This window comes from Oceanivirga salmonicida (genome assembly GCF_001517915.1).
GTDB classification, from domain to species: domain Bacteria; phylum Fusobacteriota; class Fusobacteriia; order Fusobacteriales; family Leptotrichiaceae; genus Oceanivirga; species Oceanivirga salmonicida.
This window is the reverse complement of the sequence record NZ_LOQI01000012.1, coordinates 1-23,260: the sequence shown is the minus strand read 5'-3', so window position 1 is coordinate 23,260 and position 23,260 is coordinate 1. Positions and strand designations below refer to the sequence as shown.

At 26.0% G+C, this 23,260-nt stretch carries 26 protein-coding genes; 16 read left to right on the top strand and 10 right to left on the bottom strand.

Features of this window, described 5'->3' with window-relative positions; translation table 11 throughout:
- From tsf to AWT72_RS02605, 14 genes are all read left to right on the top strand, one after another.
- Positions 1 to 906 carry a translation elongation factor Ts gene (tsf, locus tag AWT72_RS02670; protein WP_067140403.1) on the top strand — a complete coding sequence of 302 codons (906 nt, stop codon included), beginning with the start codon at positions 1 to 3 and terminating at the stop codon, positions 904 to 906.
- A 48-nt stretch (positions 907 to 954) separates the two neighbouring features.
- A complete protein-coding gene (gene pyrH / locus AWT72_RS02665) occupies positions 955 to 1,665 on the top strand; it encodes a UMP kinase (protein WP_067140434.1) in 711 nt (236 codons plus the stop codon).
- A 4-nt stretch (positions 1,666 to 1,669) separates the two neighbouring features.
- Entirely contained in the window at positions 1,670 to 2,227 is a 558-nt protein-coding gene (gene frr / locus AWT72_RS02660; protein ID WP_067140400.1) for a ribosome recycling factor, read from the top strand.
- Between the two features lie 14 nt (positions 2,228 to 2,241).
- On the top strand, positions 2,242 to 3,276 hold the full coding sequence (locus tag AWT72_RS02655; protein WP_067140397.1) for a rod shape-determining protein: 1,035 nt from the start codon (positions 2,242 to 2,244) through the stop codon (positions 3,274 to 3,276).
- A gap of 1 nt (position 3,277) precedes the next feature.
- Complete coding sequence (dut, locus tag AWT72_RS02650; RefSeq protein ID WP_067140394.1) at positions 3,278 to 3,709, top strand: dUTP diphosphatase; 432 nt, start codon at positions 3,278 to 3,280, stop codon at positions 3,707 to 3,709.
- 12 nt (positions 3,710 to 3,721) lie between these two features.
- Complete coding sequence (locus AWT72_RS02645) at positions 3,722 to 4,234, top strand: PTS sugar transporter subunit IIA (RefSeq protein WP_067140390.1); 513 nt, start codon at positions 3,722 to 3,724, stop codon at positions 4,232 to 4,234.
- Positions 4,235 to 4,252: 18 nt separating this feature from the next.
- The gene (locus tag AWT72_RS02640; RefSeq protein ID WP_082680512.1) at positions 4,253 to 5,614 is read left to right on the top strand and encodes an MATE family efflux transporter; all 1,362 of its coding nucleotides are present in this window, start codon (positions 4,253 to 4,255) and stop codon (positions 5,612 to 5,614) included.
- Entirely contained in the window at positions 5,601 to 6,434 is an 834-nt protein-coding gene (gene whiA / locus AWT72_RS02635) for a DNA-binding protein WhiA (RefSeq protein WP_067140387.1), read from the top strand. The genes AWT72_RS02640 and whiA overlap by 14 nt, the downstream gene beginning before the upstream one ends.
- 2 nt (positions 6,435 to 6,436) lie before the next feature.
- On the top strand, positions 6,437 to 7,360 hold the full coding sequence (locus AWT72_RS02630) for an alpha/beta hydrolase (protein ID WP_067140384.1): 924 nt from the start codon (positions 6,437 to 6,439) through the stop codon (positions 7,358 to 7,360).
- Between the two features lie 12 nt (positions 7,361 to 7,372).
- Complete coding sequence (locus tag AWT72_RS02625; protein ID WP_067140381.1) at positions 7,373 to 8,875, top strand: phospholipase D-like domain-containing protein; 1,503 nt, start codon at positions 7,373 to 7,375, stop codon at positions 8,873 to 8,875.
- Between the two features lie 15 nt (positions 8,876 to 8,890).
- Complete coding sequence (locus tag AWT72_RS02620) at positions 8,891 to 9,547, top strand: hypothetical protein (protein ID WP_067140379.1); 657 nt, start codon at positions 8,891 to 8,893, stop codon at positions 9,545 to 9,547.
- The gene (gene serS / locus AWT72_RS02615; protein WP_067140376.1) at positions 9,534 to 10,808 is read left to right on the top strand and encodes a serine--tRNA ligase; all 1,275 of its coding nucleotides are present in this window, start codon (positions 9,534 to 9,536) and stop codon (positions 10,806 to 10,808) included. The genes AWT72_RS02620 and serS overlap by 14 nt, the downstream gene beginning before the upstream one ends.
- Complete coding sequence (locus AWT72_RS02610; RefSeq protein ID WP_067140373.1) at positions 10,805 to 11,521, top strand: GH25 family lysozyme; 717 nt, start codon at positions 10,805 to 10,807, stop codon at positions 11,519 to 11,521. Before serS ends, AWT72_RS02610 begins: the two co-directional genes overlap by 4 nt.
- Positions 11,522 to 11,730: 209 nt before the next feature.
- Positions 11,731 to 12,336 (top strand): CPBP family intramembrane glutamic endopeptidase, encoded by a 606-nt coding sequence (locus AWT72_RS02605; protein ID WP_067140370.1) that lies wholly within the window; start codon positions 11,731 to 11,733, stop codon positions 12,334 to 12,336.
- Positions 12,337 to 12,410: 74 nt separating this feature from the next.
- Here the strand turns inward: AWT72_RS02605 and AWT72_RS02600 are convergent, their stop codons facing one another.
- The 7 genes from AWT72_RS02600 to AWT72_RS02570 are packed head-to-tail and all read right to left on the bottom strand — an operon-like array spanning position 12,411 to position 20,145.
- A complete protein-coding gene (locus AWT72_RS02600) occupies positions 12,411 to 13,235 on the bottom strand; it encodes a tRNA 2-thiocytidine biosynthesis TtcA family protein (protein ID WP_067140367.1) in 825 nt (274 codons plus the stop codon).
- Between the two features lie 3 nt (positions 13,236 to 13,238).
- Positions 13,239 to 14,657 carry a leucyl aminopeptidase gene (locus AWT72_RS02595; RefSeq protein WP_067140364.1) on the bottom strand — a complete coding sequence of 473 codons (1,419 nt, stop codon included), beginning with the start codon at positions 14,655 to 14,657 and terminating at the stop codon, positions 13,239 to 13,241.
- A gap of 12 nt (positions 14,658 to 14,669) precedes the next feature.
- Entirely contained in the window at positions 14,670 to 16,298 is a 1,629-nt protein-coding gene (locus AWT72_RS02590; RefSeq protein ID WP_067140361.1) for a Na/Pi cotransporter family protein, read from the bottom strand.
- A gap of 19 nt (positions 16,299 to 16,317) precedes the next feature.
- Positions 16,318 to 16,866 carry an aminoacyl-tRNA hydrolase gene (gene pth, locus AWT72_RS02585; protein ID WP_067140358.1) on the bottom strand — a complete coding sequence of 183 codons (549 nt, stop codon included), beginning with the start codon at positions 16,864 to 16,866 and terminating at the stop codon, positions 16,318 to 16,320.
- Between the two features lie 22 nt (positions 16,867 to 16,888).
- Positions 16,889 to 17,440 carry a YiiX/YebB-like N1pC/P60 family cysteine hydrolase gene (locus tag AWT72_RS02580; protein ID WP_067140355.1) on the bottom strand — a complete coding sequence of 184 codons (552 nt, stop codon included), beginning with the start codon at positions 17,438 to 17,440 and terminating at the stop codon, positions 16,889 to 16,891.
- 23 nt (positions 17,441 to 17,463) lie between these two features.
- Entirely contained in the window at positions 17,464 to 18,024 is a 561-nt protein-coding gene (locus AWT72_RS02575) for a YiiX/YebB-like N1pC/P60 family cysteine hydrolase (RefSeq protein WP_067140352.1), read from the bottom strand.
- A 9-nt stretch (positions 18,025 to 18,033) separates the two neighbouring features.
- On the bottom strand, positions 18,034 to 20,145 hold the full coding sequence (locus AWT72_RS02570) for an ATP-dependent helicase (protein WP_067140349.1): 2,112 nt from the start codon (positions 20,143 to 20,145) through the stop codon (positions 18,034 to 18,036).
- 169 nt (positions 20,146 to 20,314) lie between these two features.
- On the opposite strand from AWT72_RS02570, the gene AWT72_RS02565 reads away from it, so the two are divergent.
- Together AWT72_RS02565 and AWT72_RS02560 are read left to right on the top strand one after the other, a co-directional pair.
- Positions 20,315 to 21,250, top strand: a complete 936-nt coding sequence (locus tag AWT72_RS02565) for a hypothetical protein (protein WP_067140347.1) — start codon at positions 20,315 to 20,317, stop codon at positions 21,248 to 21,250.
- A 122-nt stretch (positions 21,251 to 21,372) separates the two neighbouring features.
- On the top strand, positions 21,373 to 22,002 hold the full coding sequence (locus tag AWT72_RS02560; protein ID WP_067140344.1) for an MORN repeat-containing protein: 630 nt from the start codon (positions 21,373 to 21,375) through the stop codon (positions 22,000 to 22,002).
- 24 nt (positions 22,003 to 22,026) lie between these two features.
- Here AWT72_RS02560 and rpsR read toward each other — a convergent pair whose 3' ends face one another.
- The 3 genes from rpsR to rpsF are packed head-to-tail and all read right to left on the bottom strand — an operon-like array spanning position 22,027 to position 22,982.
- The gene (gene rpsR / locus AWT72_RS02555) at positions 22,027 to 22,260 is read right to left on the bottom strand and encodes a 30S ribosomal protein S18 (protein ID WP_067140341.1); all 234 of its coding nucleotides are present in this window, start codon (positions 22,258 to 22,260) and stop codon (positions 22,027 to 22,029) included.
- Between the two features lie 14 nt (positions 22,261 to 22,274).
- Complete coding sequence (locus AWT72_RS02550; RefSeq protein ID WP_067140338.1) at positions 22,275 to 22,670, bottom strand: single-stranded DNA-binding protein; 396 nt, start codon at positions 22,668 to 22,670, stop codon at positions 22,275 to 22,277.
- Positions 22,671 to 22,694: 24 nt separating this feature from the next.
- The gene (rpsF, locus tag AWT72_RS02545; RefSeq protein WP_067140336.1) at positions 22,695 to 22,982 is read right to left on the bottom strand and encodes a 30S ribosomal protein S6; all 288 of its coding nucleotides are present in this window, start codon (positions 22,980 to 22,982) and stop codon (positions 22,695 to 22,697) included.
- Positions 22,983 to 23,260 lie beyond the last annotated feature (278 nt).

Sequence of the window (23,260 nt, the reverse complement as noted above, 5' to 3'; positions counted from 1 at the left end):
ATGACAATAACAGCAGCTTTAGTTAAAGAATTAAGAGATAGAACAGGAGCAGGAATGCTTGATTGTAAAAAGGCTTTAACTGAAAATGATGGAAATATAGATGCAGCAATAGATTGGTTAAGAGAAAAAGGTATATCTAAGGCAGCAAAAAAATCAGGAAGAGTAGCAGCAGAAGGATTAGTATTTACAGTTGTAAGTTCAGATCATAAAAAAGGAGTAGTTTTAGAATTTAACTCTGAAACAGACTTTGTTGCTAAAAATGACGATTTCAAAGTTTTTGGTAAGAAATTAGTAAATACAATTTTAGAAAAATCAGTTAAAACAGTAGAAGAGTTAAAAGCATTAGAAATGGATGGGAAAACAATAGATACTTTATTAACAGAATTAATCGCTAAAATTGGTGAAAACATGAATATTAGAAGATTAGAAGTATTAGAAGCATGTCCTGAATCATTCGTAGTAGATTATCTACATATGGGTGGTAAAATAGGAGTAGTAGTTAAAGCAAAAGGAGAATTAACAGAAGCAAATGCTGAGAATTTAAGAGGAGTTGCTATGCATATAGCGGCTATGGATCCTAAATTTTTAGATAAATCTAATGTTACACCAGAAGATTTAGAAAGAGAAGAACATATATTAAGAATTCAGTTTGAAGAAGAAATGAAAGAAACTGGAAAAAATCTTAAACCAGAAGTAATAGAAAAAATAATAGAAGGTAAATTAAGAAAATATTATGAAGAAAATTGTCTAAATCAACAAAAATATGTTAGAGATGATAAAAAAGTTGAAGATTTCTTAAAACCATTAGAATTAGTATCATTTGTTAGATACAAAGTTGGAGATGGAATAGAGAAAAAAGAAGAAGATTTTGCAGCAGAAGTTGCGGCTCAAATAGCAGGAAAATAGACATATAAAGGGGGTTGATAAATCCCCTTTTTTAGAAAAATGGGAGTAATGATGAAGTATAAAAGAATACTATTAAAATTAAGTGGAGAAGCATTAGCAGGAAATAAAAAATTTGGCTATGATGAAGAAATATTAATTGATTTAGCTACTCAAATTAAAGAAATACATTCATTGGGAGTGCAAGTAGCAATAGTTATAGGTGGTGGAAATCTATTTAGAGGACTATCTGGAACTAAAACAGGAGTTGATAGAGCAACAGGAGATACTATGGGTATGCTTGCAACTATAATGAATGGGTTAGCACTTCAAAATTTTATAGAAAGTTTAGGTGTACCAACTAGGGTTTTAACATCTATTGCTATGCCAGAAGTAGCAGAACCATATATCAGAAGAAGAGCTATAAGACACTTAGAAAAAGGTAGAGTGGTTATATTTTCTGGAGGAACGGGAATGCCATATTTTACAACAGATTCAGGAGGAGCCATAAGAGCAATTGAAATACATGCAGATATATTAGCAAAAGGGACTAAGGTTGATGGAATATATGATAAAGACCCAGTTAAGTATTCAGATGCTATTAAATATGATGAATTATCATATCAAGAAGCCATAATTAAAAATTTAAGAGTTATGGATTCAACAGCTTTATCGTTATGCCGTGAAAATAAAATGCCTATATTAGTATTTAATGCAACTGAAAATGGAAATATTTTAAGATTAGTAAAAGGTGAAAAAATAGGAACACTAGTAAAGGAGTAAAAAAATGTTAGAAGAATTAATGATAGAAGTAGAAGAAAAAATGAAAAAAACTTTAGATGTTACTAAGGAAAAATTTGCACATGTAAGAGCAGGTAGAGCAAATGTATCAATGATAGATGGTGTTAGTGTTGATTATTTTGGACAAATGAGTCCATTAAATCAAGTAGCTTCATTATCAGCGCCTGAAAGCAGATTAATAGTTATAGACCCATGGGATAAATCTTTAATACCTGCTATTGAAAAAGAAATATTAAAAGCTAACTTAGGATTTAATCCATCAAATGATGGTAAAATTATTAGGTTAGTATTGCCTGAATTAACAGAAGAAAGAAGAAAAGAGTATGTTAAGGTGGTAAAAAAAGAAGCAGAAGATGGTAAAATAGCAATAAGAAGCATAAGAAAAGATGCTAATACTAAAATTAAAAAGATGGAAAAAGATAGTGAAATAAGTGAAGATGAATTAAAATCTAATGAAGATTCAATACAAAAATTAACAGATAAATATGTAGGACTTATAGATGAGGTATTAAGTAAAAAAGAAAAAGAATTAATGAGTATATAGGAGACTAAATAAATATGATATCAAATATATTTAACTTTTTTAAAGTTAATAAAAGTTTGGCGATAGATTTAGGAACATCTAATGTACTTATATACGACAAGCAAAAAAAAGCGATTGTACTTAATGAGCCATCAGTTATAGTAAGAGATAAAAAAACTAGAACTATTGTCGCAGTAGGTAGTGAAGCAAGACAAATGATAGGTAAAAATCCTGATACATTAGAAGTAATAAAGCCATTAAAAGAAGGAGTTATATCTGATTTAGATGCAGCAAGAGATATGTTATATACATTTATAAAAAGGGTATATGGATTATCTCCTTTTAAGCCAGATATAATGTTGTGCGTTCCAATAGAAGTTACAACAGTTGAAAAAAGGGCTTTATTTGAATCTGTAACAGGAGCTAAAAAAATATATCTTATAGAAGAAGGAAGAGCAGCAATTATTGGTAGTGGAACCAATATATCACTTCCAACAGGAAGTATGGTTATTGATATAGGTGGAGGTTCTACTGATGTTGCAGTATTATCTTTGAATGAAATAGTAGTAAGTAGATCTATAAGAATAGCAGGTAATAGTTTAGATAAAGATATTATAAGATATGTAAAAGAAAATTTAAATTTAGCCATTGGTGATAGAACTGCTGAAAAAATAAAAAAAGAAATAGGAACTGCTATAGAATTAAATACAAGTCAAAATAATAGTATGACTATAAAAGGAAGACATTTAATAACTAATATTCCATGTGAATTGAATATAACTGCAAATCAGGTAAGAGAAGCTATAATGCCATCATTACAAAAAATACTTGATAGTGTAAAAGAAGTTTTAAGTAAATGTCCTCCTGAAATAGCGACTGATATATTAGATAATGGAATTGTATTAACAGGTGGTGGAGCATATATTAAATATTTAGATGAATATATAGAAAATAATATTAATGTTCCCGTTATAAAACCTGAAAAACCATTAGAATCAGTTGTAATAGGAGCGGGACTTGCATTTGATAATAGAGCATTATTAAAAACATTATTAATGAGGGAAAATTAAAATGAAAATAAAAAAAATAAATGAAAAAGCAATAATACCAAGTTATGGAACTGAATTTTCAGCAGGAGCAGATTTATATGCCTTATTAGATGAAAATATAGTTATTAAACCAGGGGAAACACATTTATTACATACAGGAATATGCATGGAAATACCAAAAGGGTATGTAGGATTAGTATATGCTAGAAGTGGAACAGCTTTAAAAAAAGGTTTAGCACCTGCTAATAAAGTTGGGGTTATAGATTGTGATTATAGGGGTGAAATTATGGTTGCACTTCATAATCATTCTAATGAAGTTAGAACTGTTGAAATAGGTGAAAGAATAGCACAAATAGTATTTACAAAATATGAAAAATTTGATTTTGAATTAGTTGATGAATTAAGTGATACCGTTAGAGGTGTTGGTGGCTATGGAAGTACAGGCACAAAATAAGGGAGAAATGATATGGGTTTTTTTGATAAATTATTTGGAAAAAAAGAAGAAAAAAAAGAAATAAAGAAAACAATAATCAAAGCTGCTATAACTGGAAAAGTTGTAGACATTAAAGAAGTTCCTGACGAAACTTTTGCTAAAAAATTATTAGGAGATGGTATAGCAATAATACCTGAAAAATCAGGAAATATTGTATCACCTGTAAAGGGAACTATAACACAGTTATTTGAAACTTTACATGCATTTACTGTTGAAACAGAAGATGGAGTTAATATTTTAGTTCATTTTGGTTTAAACACAGTAGAATTAAAAGGTAATGGATTTACTAAGGTAGCTAGTGAAGGCGATAAAGTGGAAGCAGGAGACGTAGTAATAAAATATGATTTAGAATATTTAAAAGAAAATGTTCCATCTGTTATAACTCCAATAATAGTTTTAGACTCAGAAGATTATTTAAATATAGAAACATTTATAGGCAAAGATGTAATTGAAGGTAGAGATACTGTATTAGAAATAACAAAATAGTTCTAAAAGGAGAAAAAGTTGATTAAACTTAATATGAAAGAAAGAAGAGAATTAATTTTAAATGGGAATACATTTAAAACATTATTATTTCTTTCTATTCCTATAATTGTAATGGCTCTTGTTGGAGCTATGATACCATTTACAGATGGATTATTTTTAAATAATATTATAGGGGCCAAAAGAGTAGCCGCAATAACTTATGTTAAGCCCGCAATAGATATAATGCTAGGTCTATCTGCTGGTCTTGGAGTTGCTGCTATGGCAATGATAGGACAAATTGTAGGTAGAGGAGATGTAGAAGAAGTTAAAAATGTATCACTTCAAATATTGGTGTTTAGTATATTTTGTGGAATATTTACGATACCCATTAGTATATTAGTTGCTCTATATATGTCTTCAACTGTAGATATATCTATGAGTAATGACGTATTTATCTATGTTTCTTTATATTCTGTTGTATTACCTTTTCAATTCTTGGCGGCTATATTTAATGCATTAAAAAATGCAACGGGTAATCCTGAATCGCCATTTTATAGAATGGTGGTTTTGTTATTATTAAAAATATTCTTCAATTATATATTTTTAAGTACTTTAAAAATGGATATAAAAGGAGCAGTAATAGCCTCATTTTTTGCGTATTTCCTTACAGGAATATGGATGTATTATGACTTATTCATTAAAGATTACTTATATAAATTAGATATAAGAAAATATTATATTAATATTAAGATAATTAAAGAATTAGTAAGGGTAGGATTTCCATCCATGCTTAATTATATGATGGTTAGTCTAGGCTTTTTAATGATAAATATGGAAATGAAAAAATATGGAAGTACATTATTAGGTGGAATAGGAATAGCGGGTTATATAAATGGTATAAGTTTTCAAGTCCCTGCAAGTATAGGTGTAGCAGTAACTACGATGATAAGTTTAAATATTGGTGTAGGAAATAAGAAAAAAGCAAAAGAATCTTTTTTAATAGGAATGTTATTTTGTTTAAGTATATCAGTTATAACACTATTGCTTATATTGCCGTTTTTAGATTTTTATACTAAATTATTTTCAAAAAAAGAATTAGATATTTTATTTATCGCCAAAGAATCATTAGCTATATTTACATATGCTATAATCCCTTTTGGAATATTTACAATATGTCAATCTGCTTTAAACGGATTGGGTAGAACAACTATACCATTAATTATGGGATTTATGAGAATATGGCTATTTAGATATATATTTATAATTTTAACAGAAAATAGTTTATCATATTATTCTTTCTTTTATGGAAACCTATTTTCAAATGTCTTGGCAGCATTAATATTCATAGTAATAGTATTTAGAATAAAATGGGAATCAGGAATAAATTATGGAAAAAAATAAAGTATCATTTAGTATGAAATTAAAAAGAGAAATGCTTTCTATAAAAGCCAAAAATAAGGTAGAAGCACTTTCTGAGTTATATGGCATAGTATATTCTAAAAATGATTTAAATAATGAAAATATAGTTTTTAAAACAGAATTAATCTATATAATTAATAGAATTAAAGAAAATTTGAAAATAATAGATAGTATAGATTATACTATAACTAAGCATAATAATATAAATATAGTAAGTATAAAAAATTTTAAAGATAATTTTAATGATTTAAATAACAAATGGGTTTTAAGAGGTTTTTTTATAAGTTCTGGATATATAAAAAATCCTAATAAAGGACATTCGTTAGATTTCTTTGTAGATTATGAAAATTCAGCATTAAAATTATATGAAATTTTAAAAGATATGGGAATTAAAGTATTAATGTCTAACAAAAAAAATACGGAAATAGTATATGTTAGAAACAGTGAAAATATACTTGATGTTGTAATTAAATTAGATGCTATAAATACATTTTTTGAATATGAAGAAATTACAATAAACAAAGAAATAAATTTAAAAATAAGTAGAAGTATTAATTATGAAATAGCAAATGAAATGAAAAAATTAAATACTTCAAATAAGCAGGTAAAAATGATAGAACAAATTGATAAACACGTAGGTATATCAAAACTTAGTCATCCATTACAAGAATTAGCAAAATTAAGATTAAAGTATCAAGAAATATCATTACAGGAATTAGCAACTAAACTTAATATAACTAAGTCAGGTGTAAGAAGCAGATTTAGAAGATTACAAGAAGTTTATGAAAAAATAGGAGAGTAGTAATGTTAAAAAAAGTATTATTAGGAATAGTAACGGTTGTATTACTAGTGTTTTTAGGAATAGGAAATTATTTATATGATTATTCATTGAATCCTAAAAATATATCATCAGAAGTATTAGCACAAGATGATGACGATACAGTAAAATATGAAAAAGAAGAAGAAAATAAAAAATGGTTTTTAGAAAATGATGAAAAAATATATGGAACAAGTGTTACTGGTGCTAAAATAGTAGCACATAGATTTATGCAAAAAGAAAAGACGGATAAATATGTAATAATGGTACATGGTTATGGAAGCAGTGCATATTATGTATCAATATATATTAAATTATTTTATGACTTAGGTTACAATGTGTTAGCACCTGATTTACTAGGTTTTGGAGATAGTGAAGGCGATGTAATATCAATGGGTGGATTTGATAGTGTTGATTTGGCTATGTGGGCTAATAGAATAGTAGAAGAAGATCCTAATGCTAAAATTGTAATATCGGGAATGAGTATGGGGGCAGCAACAGTATTAAATTCACTTAATAAGAATTTGCCGGATAATGTTAAGGCTTTCATAGATGATAGTGGTTATTTGGTATTAAAAGAACAAATGGCTTATCAATTAAAAAAATTATTTAAGTTACCTTCTTTCCCAATATTAGATTTTGCAAGTTTAGTTACAAGAATTAGAGGAGGCTATTTTATTTCTTATGTAGATGCAAGAGAAGGATTAAAAAATACTAATTTAAAAGGATTAATATTACATGGAGATATTGATAGTTTTGTTCCAATTAAAAACTCTGAAAGAGTATATGAGTTACTAAAAAACAAAGAAATGCATGTATTTAAAGATACTAAGCATGTTCAAGCAATAAGAAAATATAATGATGAATATAGGGAGATAATAAAGAAATTTTTAAAAGAAAATTTAAGGTAAGGAAGTTATAATATGGTAGTAGGATTAAAAAGAATAATGTTAATATTGTTTTCAGTGATGTTCCAATTCGGAATTTTATGGTGGTTATTTAACATTTTTCCAGAAGCAAAAACAGTAATAATATATATATTAACAGCTATTTCTATTGTTGTAACTTTATATATTATAAAATCAGACATAAATCCTGACTACAAATTATCTTGGATGTTTTTAATTTTTTTAACACCAATTTTAGGTAGTATATTATTTTTATTATCTAAAAGGTCAAGTGCAAATGAGTATAGTCTTAATTTAGAAGCTAGTACTGAAATATCTAAAAATATTGATGATGATAGTTACTTGATAGATAATTTGAAAACTTCAAATAAAAGGCAAGCTTATTATCTAAAAAAACATGCTAATGCAGGAATATATAAAAATAATGATATTAAATATTATTCTTCCGGAGAATCAATGTGGGAGGATATGCTCATAGAGTTAGATAAGGCAAAAAAGTTCATATTCATGGAGTATTTCATAGTACAAAATGGAATAATGTTAGATAAAATATTAGAAATACTTAAAAGAAAAGCAAGTGAAGGTGTAGATGTTAGATTTACTTTTGATAGTTTTGGAAGTATATTTAAAGCCCCTAATCATTTTGCTAAAAAATTGAGAAAACATGGTATAAAGTGTTATCCATATAATAGTAAAGTAAGAATATTTGATATGCATTTTAACAATAGAGATCATAGAAAAATTACAATAATAGATGGTAAGGTTGCTTTTACTGGTGGATTAAATTTAGCAGATGAGTATATAAATGAGGTTAATTTATTTGGACATTGGAAAGATACTGGAATAAGAGTAAAAGGTAGCAGTGTAAACTTTTTTACAATAATGTTTTTAACTTTATGGGGAATATGTGAAGATAAAATACCAAATTATACTAATCGTTTAGTAAAGGATTATGAAATTTTTGAAAATGATGGAATAATATCACCATATACAGATTATCCAGGAGATGCTGAAAATGTTGGAGAAACTATGTATAGTGAGATAGTTAAGGGAGCAAGCGATTATGTATATATTACAACTCCATACTTGATACTAAACTATAATATGATAAATGAGTTAGTAATGGCTTCAAAAGCAGGTGTAGATGTTAGAATAATAGTTCCAGGCATACCTGATAAAAAGTTAATATATATGCTAACAAAATCATTTTATCCACCTTTGATAAATGCAGGAGTTCGTATATTTGAGTATACACCTGGATTTATTCACTGTAAGCAATTTGTAAGTGATAATAAATCAGCAATAATAGGAACAATAAATTTAGATTATAGATCTTTAACGCATAATATAGAAAATGCAGTGTGGTTACTAAATGATAAAAGTGTATTAGAAATAAAAAAAGATTTTTTAGATATACAAGAAAAAAGTAAAGAAGTTGAGTTAAAAAATAAAAAATGGTCAATAATAATTGAAGTGATATTATTACCAATATTTCGTGCCTTTGCACCACTTTTTTAAGATAATGGAGATGAAATGAATATAGAGAAGTACATTTTTAGGAATAATAAAGCTACGTATTATAGAATAAAAGAAAATTTAAAAGTAGAATATATAGAACCATCATTTGTATTTGAAATGATATATTTTAATAACAATAATCTTTTAGAAGAAGAATTAAAAGAAGTAGTAATTGAAAAAGAAAAAAAGATTAATAGGTATTCAAATTTAAAAATAGAAGAAATTTATTCTAGATTATTTAGATCGCTTATAAATAGAGATAAATATCATAGTGTAGATTTAGCCAATGAACTATATTTAAAAGATAAATCTAAGTTATTGGAGTTATTATATAAACTTTCATATATATCAGAAGATGAAAATAAATTGATAAAGACATATTTATTTGAGATAATGTGTAATAAAATATATAATCCATACATATTAAAAAATGTAATAATTTACTTTATTAAGTCCTGTCCTAAATATATAGATATGGAAAATAAAAATAATTTAGAATATTTTAGAAAAAATGTTTCAAAATTATATAAATATGTGTATAATAAAAAAAAGGATTTATTAAAAATATATAACTTAAAAGAATTAGATTTGGAAACTAATAAAGAAATGACAAAAACAAAAAAATATATATTAAGCAAGTTAGAAAGTGGGGATTGTGATGTTAGATATTAGATATATTAGAGATAATGCTGATGAAATTAGAAAAAGTTTAGATGCTAGAAAAAGTGATTTTGATTTAGATTTATTATTAAATCTTGATAAAAAAAGAAGAGAAATATTAGTAGAAGTAGAACAACTGAAAAAAGAAAGAAATGAATCAAGTACATTAATAGGGAAATATAAAAGAGAAGGAAAAGATTCTAGTGAATTATTAGAAAAAATGCAAGTTGTAGGAGAAAAAATAAAATCATTAGATGCAGAATTATTGGAAGTAGAGCAAAAATTTAATGAATTAATTTATACTATACCTAATAAATTACACTCTTCAACACCATTTGGAGATAGTGAAGATGATAACGTAGAAATTAGAAAATGGGGAGAACCTAAAAAATTTGATTTTGAAGTTAAAACTCACGATGAATTAGGTGTAGATTTAGATATATTAGACTTTGAGCGTGGTTCTAAATTAGGAGGTTCAAGATTTACAGTATATAAAAAAGCAGCAGCAAGACTTGAAAGAGCATTAATAAACTTTATGTTAGATACACACACAACTGAACATGGATTTACTGAAATATTAACTCCACAATTAGTAAAAAAAGAAATGATGATAGGTACAGGTCAACTTCCTAAATTTGAAGAAGACATGTATAAAATTAATGATGAAGAAATGTATTTAATACCTACTGCAGAAGTAACACTTACTAACTTATACAATCAAGAAATATTAGATGAAGAAGAATTGCCTAAATATATGTGTGGATTTACTGCTTGTTTTAGAAAAGAAGCAGGTTCAGGTGGTAAAGATTTAAAAGGTTTAATAAGACAACATCAATTTAACAAAGTTGAAATGGTAAAAATAGCACACCCTAAAAATTCATATGAAGAATTAGAACATATGGTAAATTCTGCTGAAAATATCTTGAAAAAATTGGGATTACCGTATAGAGTAATATCACTTTGTAGTGGAGATATAGGTTTTTCTGCTGCAAAAACTTATGATATAGAAGTATGGGTTCCAAGTCAAAATAAATATAGAGAGATATCTTCTTGTTCAAATACAGAAGATTTTCAAGCAAGAAGAGCAATGATAAAGTATAGAGATAAAGAAAATAAAAAAAGTTATTATGTACATACATTAAATGGATCAGGTTTAGCAGTTGGTAGAACAGTAGTTGCTATAATGGAAAATTATCAAACTAAAGAAGGTAATATAATAGTACCTGATGCATTAGTACCTTACATGGGAGGATTAAAACTTATAACTAAATGAAAAAAATAAATAAAATTTTAATTATTATATTAGTATTAATAAATCTATTTTTAATATTGTTAAATATAGAATTTAGTGGATATTTTTACCATAATGATATAAATGCAAGTAAATATGAAATACATGGTATAGATATATCGCATCACCAAATTAGAATTAACTGGCAGAAAGTAGATAAAAATTATAAATTTGTACTAATTAAAGCAACAGAAGGAAAAGATTTTTCAGATAAAGATTTTTTATATAACTGGAATAAAGCAAGACTTAATGGTTTTGCAGTTGGAGCATATCATTTTTTTTCTATGACTAGTAGTGGAAAAGATCAGGCTAAATATTATATTTCAAAAGTTCCTAGAATTAAAAATAGTTTTCCACCTATAATAGATGTTGAATTATCTAGTAAATATGAAAAAGAAAAAGTTATAAAAGAATTAGTAGATTTTATAAAAATAGTAGAAAAGCATTATAAAAAAAAGGTAATAATTTATACTGATTATAAGTCATATACAAATTATATAAAAAATAATTTAGTAGATAATTATTTATGGTTTAGAGATATAAGAAAAACACCTTATATAGAAGAAAATGACAGATGGATAATCTGGCAATATTCTAATAGGGGTCTTGTAGATGGTATAAGTGGGTTTACTGATAAAAATGTTTTAAGAAAAAATGACATTAATTGGTATATAAATGAACAAGGTATAAAATAATAAAGAGTAAAAGGAGTAAAAAAAAATAAAAAGAAATGAAAACACAAAATTTTAACTGGGAAAGTACCAAGCAATTTTCGGTTTTACAGTTATTATTATCATTTATAATTCCAAGTTTACTTGGATTTGTGGGTTTTAGAATAGTTTTGCCAATATTTGTAAAAAATGGTATTCCAGTAATAATCGCATAGCATTTTGTTGCTTTTATTATGCTATTATTCTTAGTAATTATAGCAGTTATATTACTTATATTAGAAGCAAAACAACTTAATATTTCAGTTATGGCTCGTATGTGTTTAAAGAAACTTTCTTTAAAACAATGGTTAATCTATATAGTGATTATAGTTGTAGGAATAGGTATTATAATGTTATCAACACAATTTGTTGAGCCATTTATTAAAATTACTGGTATAAATATTCCAGATTATATGCCTTTTTTTCTAAATCCAACCATTAATTTAGCAACTACCGATATATCAGTTCTTTCACCAGGATTTCCATTAAAAGGACAAATTATTTTGTTGCCACTTATTGTCGTTACTCTTTCACTAAATATATTAGCGGAAGAACTTTATTTTAGAGCTTGGATTCTTCCAAAAATAACAAAATATGGAAATATTGGTTGGATTGCTAATGGAATATTATTTGCTTTGTACCATACTTTTCAACTTTGGCTATTACCAACACTTATAACAGGAAGTCTTGTCTTTGCATTTATAATATATAGAAGTAAAAGTATTTTACCTGCCTTAGTTGCACATTTAATAATAAATTTTCTTTTTACAATTCTAGGTATTACAATGCTAATAATTTGAAAATAAATTTAAAATAAAAATAATATATGGAGTAGAAAAAAATCTACTCTATTTTTATATAAAAAATGACCATACTAAAGTATAGTATAGTCATCATAAACACTGAATTTTTTTCCTTTATATTTAAAACCAAGAATTTTCTCTATATTTACATTAAATACAGATTGCATAATTCTTTTTTTTATATCCTTATCATCTGTACAAAGTTTTTCTAATAATTCTTTGGTATCTCTTCTTTTGCTATCTATAAGTTTTTGAGTAACTTCACAACCACAATCCATAGCCAATATTTCATTATATTTCATAAATTTCTTTATATATTTTTCTTCAATGTAAAATAATGGTCTTATAAGTGTGATATCAAAGTTGTCAGACTCCAATTTAGGTAGCATAGTTTCAAATTTACCCATGTAAAGCATACTCATTAAGCTAGTCTCTACAACGTCGTCCATATGGTGTCCTAATGCTAATTTATTACACCCTAAACTTGTTGCCTTTGTATAAAGGCTACCACGCCTAAGTCTAGCACACATATAGCAAGGCTTATTTGAATTTCTTAGTTTAGTCATTTTCTTTGCAATTTCAAATACATTGTCATCATATATTTCACAAGGTATTTCTAGACTTTCTAAATTCTTTTTTAAATTTATAAGATTAAAATTAGAAAAACCTGGATTCATTGATATAAATACTATTTCAAAATTAACATCACTTGCTCTTTTAAGTTCTTGAAAAAGTTTAGCAAGTAATAGTGAATCTTTACCACCTGATATAGCAACAGCAATTTTGTCTCCTTCTTCAACAAGGTTAAATTCTTTTAATGCATGTATGAAAGGAGACCAAAGATATTTTCTAAACTTTTTTTGTATAGATTTTTCAATTTCATTTATAGTTTTCATATATTATTTACAGTTTAAACCTTTTGCTACTAATCTATAAAGTGTTTTAACATGTATTCCTGTAGCACCATGTGGTAAATAACTATAAGGTGATGATAAATATGCAGTTCCTGCAATGTCTAAATGTACCCATGGTAAGTTATTGTTAAATTCTCCAACAAACATACCAGCAGTTATAGTTCCTGCTAATCTACCACCAGTATTTTTGATATCTGCTACTTTTGATTTATTTTGTTTAGCAAACATAGGATCTGTTGGTAATTGCCATATTTTTTCTCCTGACTTATCAGCGGCTTCTTTTACTTGATTAAAGAATTCTTGATTATTAGTAACTGAACCTGAATAAACTTCACCTAATGCTACTAAGCAAGCACCAGTTAATGTTGCAAGGTCAATAATCTTAGTTGCTTTCATAGTAGTTGCAGTATAGTAAACTGAATCTGCTAGTGTTACTCTACCTTCAGCATCAGTATTGTCTACTTCAATAGTTTTACCTGATAATGAACCAATAATATCTCCTGGTTTATATGAATGACCTGATACAGCATTTTCACAAGCAGCAACAACTCCAACTACATTAGCCTTAACTTTTGATGAGGCCATAGCATGTATAGAACCTATAACAGTAGCAGCACCACCCATATCACAGAACATAGTTTTCATACCATCGTTTGGCTTAAGTGAATAACCACCTGAATCATAAGTAATACCTTTACCTACTAAACCTAATCTTTCATTACTTTCAGGGTTATTTTCATATTCCATAACTATAAGTCTTGGTTCATTGTCTGAACCTTTTCCAACTGAATAGAATGCTTCCATACCCATTTCTTTAATTTGTTTTTTATCATAAATTGTAACTTTAACACCTAATGGACTTAATATTTCTTTTGCCTTATTTGCAAGTGTTTCTGGGTAAATATAGTTAGATGGTAAATTTACTAAATCTCTAGTAATAAATACTGATTTCATTAAGGTTTCAGATTCTTCTATACCTTTAGCAGCATTTTCAGAGCAAGTAACATAATTTACAGTTAATTCAGTTCTTTCTTTTTTATCTACTGTAAATTTATTGAAATTATATTCAGATTGTAATAAACCTTCAGATATAGCACCAGCTACACCTTTGCAACAGAATTTTTCAAATTTAGGAACTTCTAATGTAATTTCACTAACCTTTTTTGAATCTAATTCTTTTGCTAAATCAAAGAAAACTTCTCTAATTTCATTTAAAGTTATAGTTTCTGAATTTCCTAAACCAACAAATGCTACTTCTTCGTATGTGTTTACATAGATTTGTTTTAATTTTCCTGTAAATAATTCTTTTTCTTTCAAGTGATTAAAAACTTTATTATCTAAATTAGTATTTTCAAAAACTAAATCAACTTTTAATCCACCTTTTCCATTTAAAATAAATTTCATATATTATCCCTCCTATATGTGATTATTATTAATAACTTTTTCTGCAATGTTTCTAGAATGGTCACAAATTCTTGTGAAATGGCTTATAATATCTACATAATATAGACCAGCCTTAATTTGACATTCACCATTATTCATTCTGCTAACATGTTTTTTCCTAACTTTTTTTTCAAAAGCATATATTCTATTATGTATATCAAGTGCTTCAATGGCACTATTTTTATCATCATTTTCAAAAGCGTAAATTGATTTATATAGCATTTCTATACAAATATTATTTAGTATTAGTATTTCTTCTTTTGCATAGTCAGAAAAGACTAATCCTTTTTTTATTTGATATTTAACATCATTAACTAATCCCATAGCATGATCTGCAATACGCTCTATATCACGAGTTGTGTCTAATAATGAAGAACCTATTTCTCCTTGTTTTTCAGCTAAGGTTTCTTTGAAAACTAATGTAAGATAACGGGTAACCTCATGATCAATATGATTGATTTCTTCTTCTTTAACTGCAACTTTTTCACCTAATTTTTCATTATTAGTTTCAAAAAAATCTGTTGCTCTTTTTACATTTTCTATTGATTTTTTGAACATAACTAAAATTTCTTTTTTAGCTTGGTTAAGTGCCACAATAGGTGCACTAGCTATTAATAAATCATCTAAATGTTCAGGTTTGTATGCAATTTCATCTTCTGTTTCAGGTATTATTTTTGTTACTAAATAAGCAAGAGCTGATATAAATGGAAATTGTATTATTACATTAGCAATATTAAATGTTCCATGTGCAAAAGCTATTGTAAATTTTGGTGTTAAGTGTAAATATTCTTGCATAGTTACAATAAAAGTTGTAAATGGTGTAAGGAATATTACAAATATTATTGTTCCAATAACATTAAATAATACATGTGATATTGCAACCCTTTTAGCAGAATTTGTTGAACCTAAACAAGCTAGTATTGCTGTAATTGTAGTACCTATATTATTACCAAATAAGATTGGTAGGGTTGCATTAAGACTTATCATATTTTCTGCATATAGACCTTGTAATATACCTATTGTTGCAGAAGATGATTGTATAATTACTGTTAAAAATGCTCCAACAAAAGCCCCTAGTAAAGAATTATGGCTAAGTGCAACTGTTAAATCAATAAATGCTGGTGCAGTTCTTAAAGGAATAAATGAAGAAGACATAAGTTTTAAAGCAAAAAATACACCTCCAAATCCAAATAGAACTCTACCTATATTATTAAACTTTTCTTTTTTTACGAAAAATAATAGCACTGAACCTACAAATATAATGGGTAATGAATAAGTTGATAAATTAAAACCTATAATAAAACTGGTAATTGTAGTCCCAACATTAGCACCCATAATAATACCTATTGCTTGTTTTAAATTAAGTAGACCTGCTGCAACTAGACCCACTGTTATAACTGTAGTACCTGAACTAGATTGTATAAGAGCAGTTACAAATACCCCTGTTAATACTCCTAAAAATGGATTTGTTGTATATTTATCTAGGACATATCTTAATCTATCACCTGCTGATAGTTGTAGACCTTCTCCCATATATTTAATACTGAATAAAAATAACCCTAATCCACCTAAAAATTGAAATAATATGGCTCTATAATCCATAAAAGTATTTCCTCCATTCTCATTTATTATTATATTTTGTTTTTAATTTTTCTAAATCAATGTCATTTATTATATCATCTATTAAATTATTGATTACTTCTTTTTTTGAATTTATTATTTCAAATTCATCTAAACTAAATGAGCCTAAAACATGTTCAATAGTATCATTTTTCTTTTTACCAATACCTATTTTGATTCTTATAAAATCATTTCCTACATGTGATAAAATAGATTTAATACCATTATGTCCACCTGAACTACCTTGATCTCTAATTCTAATTTTACCAATTTCCATGTCCATGTCATCATATATAACATAGATATTATTAGGCTTTATTTTATAATAATTTGCTAATTCTGATATGGCTTGACCACTATTATTCATATATGTTAAAGGTTTTTGAAAGAACACCTCATCTTTTTTTATATATTCTGACTTAAAGCCTTTTTTTGTATAATTAATTAGATTTAATTTTTCTAAATAATTATCTAAAAAGATAAATCCAATATTATGTCTTGTATTTTTATAGTTAGTTCCTGGATTACCTAATCCTACTATTAATTTCATAAATAACCTTTCTAAGTTTATATTATTCCAATTCTAGTATATAGAAATTTTCACCAGCATTTATAAATTCTTCTGGTAATACTAAAATATTACTTTCTGGGAATATAGTTTTATCTGTATCATTAGCCAATTCATAAACATCACGAATAAATAATGAACAGTATGTTGTGTTTTTACTTAAATTATGAAAACTTAGTATAAAGTAATTTTTATCTATGTAAGAATAGACTTTCTCCATAAGTTTTTCCCTAAATTCTTTGGTACTATTCTTATATCTTATAACTATAACGTCTCTATATTCTTGTGTTGTAACAATTTCGATGGGCATTTCTCTAAAACCAACATGTCCATCAGGAAAATCAACTATTTTTTTATCTTTACCAACTATTGCAATATGACCAAAACGAGATGTAAATTTTGTTGTTAATGGTTTAAATATTATAATATCGCCTTCTTGTAATTTGTCTTTAATTTCTGGTAACATAGTTATAGGATACCACATTTGTATATCATTAAAACCTGCTGCAAAGGTTAAATTCGTAATAAATAATAAACATATTAGTATTTTTTTCATGTTAAACTCCTATTTTATTATAATTATAATAATTTATCTAAATCTAAAATATAAAAATTTTCGCCAGCATTTATAAATTCTTCTGGAAATACAAAAAGTGTACTAGCTGGGAATACTGTCTTATCTTTATCATTAATTTTTTCATATATATCATGAATAAATAATGAACAATATGTTGAATTTTGCTCTATATTTTGAAAACTTAGTATAGAGTAACTTTTTTTTAGATAAGAATATGCTTCTTTCATAAGTTGTTTTCTAAATTTTTTAGTACTATTTCTATATCTTAATACTAAAATATCTCTATATTCTCCAAGTGCTAAAATATCAACTGGAGTTTCTCTAAATCCAACAGATGGGTTAGGAAAATCGATTATTTTTTTATCTTCTCCAATAAGTGCAATATGACCAAAACGGCCTGTTAATGATGAATTTAAAGGTTTAAATATTATTATATCACCTTCTTGTAATTTATTTTTAACTTCTGGTAGCATAGTTATAGGGTACCATTTTTGTACGTCTCTAAATCCTGCGGCAAAAGTAAAATTTGTAATAAATAATAAAATTATAAAAATTTTTTTCATATAAAACTCCTATTTTAAAAATTTGTCTGCTAATAAAAGAGCAATCTTTTTCTCACCGACTATAAATTCTATTGTTAAAGCTCTTTCATCAATATGTTTTATTTTACCTTTTCCAAATATAGTGTGATTTACTATATCACCTATATTATATTTACTATTGTTTGTTTTTATTTTGAAAGGATTAAAGTTTTCAATATTAGTTCTAACTTTTTCTTGTTTATTTTCAACAAAGTTTTTTTGTTTATTAACCATATATAAAAATTTCTTGTCCATATCAGAATAAAAATCAGATGGAACTTGCCCGTATTTAGTTACACCATTTATCATTCTACTTTTAGCATAAGTAATGTGCAATTCTTTTTTTGCACGAGTAATTGCAACATAGCAAAGTCTTCTTTCTTCCTCTAGTTCGTTATTATCAAACGTTGATTTAAAACTAGGAAATAAGCCATATTCAAACCCTGTTAAAAATACTGTATCAAATTCTAATCCCTTAGAATTATGTATAGTCATAAGTTTAACTACATTACTAGAATCTAAATTATCTATATTTGATGATAGTGAAACAGTAGTTAAGTATTCATCTAGTGTGATATTTTCATCAATTTTTTCTATTTCAATAATAGCATTATATAATTCTTGAATATTTAAAAGTTTGTCGTTATAGTTTTCTAATTTTTCAAGTGATAGTGTATAATTAGTTTTATCTAAAATTTCTTTTATTAAATCACTTACTTTATTAACTTCACTAAACTTTCTTAAATATATCATTAATTCATAAAAATCTTTTACTTTTTGAGAAGTATCACAAATCAAAGCATCTACGCAATTTAAATTATTTTTTGCTCCATAATCAATTATTTTGCTTATAGTAACTGCACCTATTTTTCGTTTAGGATTAGTAATAGCTCTTTCAAAATTTATTGTATCATTAGGATTATTTATTAATACTAAGTATGCTAATAAATCTTTAATTTCTTTTCTTTGATAGAATGAAATTCCGCCATATACCATATTGGGTATATTATTTCTTGTTAATTCTTGTTCTAGTATTCTTGATTGAAAATTTGTCCTATAAAGTATTGCAAAATTATTATATTTCTTACCAGAATTCTTTATAGTACTACATATATATTTTGCTTCTTGATAAGCATCTTCAGCATCAAAAAATAATATTTTTTTACCTTCAGGATTTTTAGTCCATAATTTTTTACCAAGTGAAGTAGTATTTTTTACTATAACTGAATTAGCTAACCCTAAAATATTAGGTGTAGATCTATAATTTTGCTCTAATTTTATAATTAGTGCATCAGGGTAATCTTTTTCAAAGTTTAATATATTGTTTATATCTGCTCCCCTAAACGCATATATACTTTGATCTTCATCTCCAACTACACATATATTACCGTATTTTTTAGATATTAAATTAATTATATCGTATTGTAATTTATTAGTATCTTGATATTCATCTACTAATATGTATTTATACTTATCTTGTACTAAACTTAAAACTCTATCATTAAGAAGTAATTTTTTACAATAGTACAGTATGTCTGAAAAATCCATACTATTATTTTTTATAAGTTCATCTTGATAAAGTTTATATACATCATAAAACTCTTTGTTTTCTGGCATATTTAAATTAATATGCTTAGATAAATCATTGGGTAAAATTTCATCTTCTTTTAATTTAGAAATTTTATTTAAATAAGTTTTAGGTGTTAAATCATATCTTAATATTAATTTTTTCATAATTTTTCTAATCAACGATTGACTGTCATCAGTATCATAGATATTAAATTTAGAATTAAAACCTATATTTTCCCCGTATTGTCTTAACAATCTAACTGCAAAAGAATGAAATGTTGATATATTCATATAAGCACTATTTACACCTATCAAAGAATTTACTCTTTCTTTCATTTCATTTGCTGCTTTATTAGTAAATGTAAGAGCTAGTACATTATTAGGATTTATACCCTTTTCTTTTACCATATACGCTATTTTATATGTTATTGTTCTTGTTTTACCACTACCAGCACCTGCTAATATTAAACTAGCACCTTCAATTTTCAGTGCAGCCTTTTTTTGTTTTGGATTTAAATTATTTAATATGCTCATGTAAACGCTCCTATTTTTTTTTACCTAATAATTATATCATAAAAATAAAGAATAGAATAGGAAAAAAAAGAGAATATATATAAAAAAATTGAAATTATATCAAATTTCTTTGACAAAAAAAAATTAAAAGGTTAAAATAAAGATATACAAAAATAGGGAGTGATAGAGAATGAAAAAAATAATAGCAACATTTGCGATGATAATTTCTATTATATCGGTTGCTGGAGTTAAAGAAGATTTAGAAAAAGCAAGTAGTTTATTACAAGCTAATAAAAGAAATGAAGCAATAGCAATCTTAAAAAAAATAAGACCAAAAAGGTCAGAATTAAAAGAAATGCCAAGAGTATACTACGCTTTATTTGAATTGTCTGATAGTTTAGAAGACAAAATTAAATACTTAAAATTAGCTTCTAGTGATAAAAATACTGATGACCAATTTGCTGTTTCTGCTAATGAAATTTTAGCAAATTCAGAAGAAAATTTAAATAAAAAGTTAGCATTATTAAGAGAATTAAATCAAAGAACAAATTATGGTAATTTAGTTTTTGTTGAAAGAGAGACTTATATACTATATTTATTAGGTAGAGATAGTGAAGCAGAAAGATTAAATAAATATATTGATGAAAAAGGAACATTAGATAATAAAAAAGCATATTATTATGACTTGATGAATGCTCTTTATACTGAAAATAAAACAACACCTGCTGTTTTATTATTTAATAAAGCTGTAAAATTAGATAGTAGAGATTATCAGTATATGGCAGATTTATATATAGCATTAGCAAAATATTCAAAAGATGATAAAAAAATATTGGGATATGCATCTAGATATTTAGAAGCAATCAAATTAACAAAAGAAAATAAAGCATTGATATTAGGAAAATTATTTTTAGTTTCAGTTAAATTAAATGACGTTAATAAAGAAGCAAAATATTTAAAAGAATTATTGAAAGAAAAGATTACCTATACTCAAATGGCCATTTATCTATATAATAACGATAATTCATTGCTTGAAAAAGCAAAATCATATGCTAGATTAGCAGTTAGATATAGAGAAAAAGATGGTGCTGATATATTAAGACAATTAGAATCAAAGAGAAAATAAATTAAAATATATTGATTTAAAGACTTTAAGGAGAATAATCTCTTTGGAGTTTTTTTTATATGCTTTAACAATAAGTGTAAAAAATATTAGAATATTATAAATAATAATTAAGGAGATTAACTATGAAAAAAATTATATTGTTACTAATTACAGTTTTAAGCATATTAAGTTTTTCAAGTAAAGTGATATCAGAAGATGTTAAATTAAAAAATGGAGTAAAAGAAGGGAAATATATTATTACATATGATGATAGTAAAGAGGAAGGTATATATGTAAGGGGCAAAAAAGAAGGTTTAGTTACAAGATATTGGAATGATGGTATTATTATTAAATTTAATTATAAAAATGGTGAAAAAGACGGAATTGCTATAAAATATAATGCTGATGGGTCAAAAAGGCAAGAAACAACTTTTAATAAAGGGGAATTTTCAGGTAAGATAACCCAATATTTTGAAAACGGAGATAAACAAGAATTTACTTATGACAAAAATGGCGAATTGAATGGCAAGGCTGTACAATATAATAAAGATGGTTCAAGACAAGAATTTGCATATTTAAATGGGATAAAACATGGTAAGGCAGTAATTTATTTTGGAGATTTTAGAGAGGAGTTTTCATATAATCATGGAGTAGAGCAAGGAAGTGCAGTATTGTATTATAAAGATGGTAAATTAGTGGATATAGTATTTGATATTTATCATACAGAAATTGGAAGGATTATGTTAAAAAATGAATTGAATAATAAAAAATAAGCTGAGATTGGACTCAGCTTATCTTTATTTTTCTATCTTTGTATAAGGTAATAATGCTATTTGTCTAGCTCTTTTTATTGCCTTAGCTATTTTTCTTTGAATTTTTGCGTCAAGACCTGTTACTCTTGCTGGTGATATTTTTCCTTTATCATTCATAAAGTTTTTTAATAAATCAACATTTTTGTAATCGATATCTTCTAGTTTAAATTTAACTTTTGGTCTTCTTTTTTTCTTTTTAAACTCTGTTACTGGTTTCATTTTACACCTCCTATTTAGAATGGAAATTCATCGTCATCTAGTGTATCATCTTCCATATTATTATTATCATTAGTAGAAGTATAAGTTTGACCTTGGCTTGAAGAGTTTGCACTGTTTTCAATAAAGTCAAATTTTTGAACCATAATATCAAATGAAGTTCTTTTTTCTCCATTAACTTCATAAGTTCCTGTATTTATTCTACCTTGAATTAGAATTCTTTGTCCTTTTGAAAAAAAGTTACTGATATTTTCAGCAGTTTTTTCCCAAGCAACACAATTAATGAAATCTACTCCATCTTTAACAAATTCTTTTCTAACTGCTATGGAAAATCTACAATAAGATTTACCTGATGATGTTTGTTTTAATTCCGGGTCTCTTGTTAATCTACCCATTAGTCCTACATAATTCATTTCTTTCACCTCTTTATTTTTTGGTTACTTTTCGTTTCTAACAATCATGTATTTTAATATAGCTTCCGTTATATTTAATTTAGCTTCAACTTCATTTAGTTTAGTTCCGTCAATAGTGAATTTAGTTAAAACGTAGTATCCATTTTCTTTTTTATTAATTGGATAAGCTAATTTTTTATCGCCCAATATTTCAGTAGTAATTTCAACTGCTTCATAACGAGTTAAAGTTTTTTCAACTTTTTCAACAACTTCTTTTTTTTCTTCATCAGTTAATTGAGTTGACACGATAAACATAATTTCATATTTAGTCATATTCTTATCTCCTTTCCTCTTGGTTTATAGCCCTAAAATATATTTAGAGCAAGGTAACTACATTGTAGCAAATTTAAGGGGAAAGTGTCAAGTGAAATCTATATGAATTAAAGTTGCATGACTAGACAAAAAAATAAATTAGTGATATAATTCTCGTATATATATTATTTTAAAATTAAAGATAAAAGAAAATAATAGGAGGAGAATAAAATGGCAAAACAAAAATTTGACAGAAGTAAACCACACGTAAACGTGGGAACAATAGGACACGTAGATAA

Excerpts from the sequence above, each read along its gene's own strand:
- tsf (WP_067140403.1), top strand. The coding sequence starts at position 1 with ATGACAATAACAGCAGCTTTAGTTAAAGAATTAAGAGATAGAACAGGA.
- AWT72_RS02645 (WP_067140390.1), top strand. The coding sequence starts at position 3,722 with ATGGGTTTTTTTGATAAATTATTTGGAAAAAAAGAAGAAAAAAAAGAA.
- rpsF (WP_067140336.1), bottom strand. The coding sequence starts at position 22,982 with ATGACTAAATATGAAATTATGTTTATCGTGTCAACTCAATTAACTGAT.
- AWT72_RS02580 (WP_067140355.1), bottom strand. The coding sequence starts at position 17,440 with ATGAAAAAAATACTAATATGTTTATTATTTATTACGAATTTAACCTTT.
- serS (WP_067140376.1), top strand. The coding sequence starts at position 9,534 with ATGTTAGATATTAGATATATTAGAGATAATGCTGATGAAATTAGAAAA.
- dut (WP_067140394.1), top strand. The coding sequence starts at position 3,278 with ATGAAAATAAAAAAAATAAATGAAAAAGCAATAATACCAAGTTATGGA.
- AWT72_RS02620 (WP_067140379.1), top strand. The coding sequence starts at position 8,891 with ATGAATATAGAGAAGTACATTTTTAGGAATAATAAAGCTACGTATTAT.
- AWT72_RS02625 (WP_067140381.1), top strand. The coding sequence starts at position 7,373 with ATGGTAGTAGGATTAAAAAGAATAATGTTAATATTGTTTTCAGTGATG.
- AWT72_RS02560 (WP_067140344.1), top strand. The coding sequence starts at position 21,373 with ATGAAAAAAATTATATTGTTACTAATTACAGTTTTAAGCATATTAAGT.
- whiA (WP_067140387.1), top strand. The coding sequence starts at position 5,601 with ATGGAAAAAAATAAAGTATCATTTAGTATGAAATTAAAAAGAGAAATG.
- AWT72_RS02575 (WP_067140352.1), bottom strand. The coding sequence starts at position 18,024 with ATGAAAAAAATTTTTATAATTTTATTATTTATTACAAATTTTACTTTT.
- AWT72_RS02600 (WP_067140367.1), bottom strand. The coding sequence starts at position 13,235 with ATGAAAACTATAAATGAAATTGAAAAATCTATACAAAAAAAGTTTAGA.
- AWT72_RS02550 (WP_067140338.1), bottom strand. The coding sequence starts at position 22,670 with ATGAATTATGTAGGACTAATGGGTAGATTAACAAGAGACCCGGAATTA.
- AWT72_RS02655 (WP_067140397.1), top strand. The coding sequence starts at position 2,242 with ATGATATCAAATATATTTAACTTTTTTAAAGTTAATAAAAGTTTGGCG.
- AWT72_RS02590 (WP_067140361.1), bottom strand. The coding sequence starts at position 16,298 with ATGGATTATAGAGCCATATTATTTCAATTTTTAGGTGGATTAGGGTTA.
- AWT72_RS02630 (WP_067140384.1), top strand. The coding sequence starts at position 6,437 with ATGTTAAAAAAAGTATTATTAGGAATAGTAACGGTTGTATTACTAGTG.
- AWT72_RS02610 (WP_067140373.1), top strand. The coding sequence starts at position 10,805 with ATGAAAAAAATAAATAAAATTTTAATTATTATATTAGTATTAATAAAT.
- AWT72_RS02605 (WP_067140370.1), top strand. The coding sequence starts at position 11,731 with ATGCTATTATTCTTAGTAATTATAGCAGTTATATTACTTATATTAGAA.
- pth (WP_067140358.1), bottom strand. The coding sequence starts at position 16,866 with ATGAAATTAATAGTAGGATTAGGTAATCCAGGAACTAACTATAAAAAT.
- rpsR (WP_067140341.1), bottom strand. The coding sequence starts at position 22,260 with ATGAAACCAGTAACAGAGTTTAAAAAGAAAAAAAGAAGACCAAAAGTT.
- frr (WP_067140400.1), top strand. The coding sequence starts at position 1,670 with ATGTTAGAAGAATTAATGATAGAAGTAGAAGAAAAAATGAAAAAAACT.
- AWT72_RS02595 (WP_067140364.1), bottom strand. The coding sequence starts at position 14,657 with ATGAAATTTATTTTAAATGGAAAAGGTGGATTAAAAGTTGATTTAGTT.
- AWT72_RS02565 (WP_067140347.1), top strand. The coding sequence starts at position 20,315 with ATGAAAAAAATAATAGCAACATTTGCGATGATAATTTCTATTATATCG.
- AWT72_RS02570 (WP_067140349.1), bottom strand. The coding sequence starts at position 20,145 with ATGAGCATATTAAATAATTTAAATCCAAAACAAAAAAAGGCTGCACTG.
- pyrH (WP_067140434.1), top strand. The coding sequence starts at position 955 with ATGATGAAGTATAAAAGAATACTATTAAAATTAAGTGGAGAAGCATTA.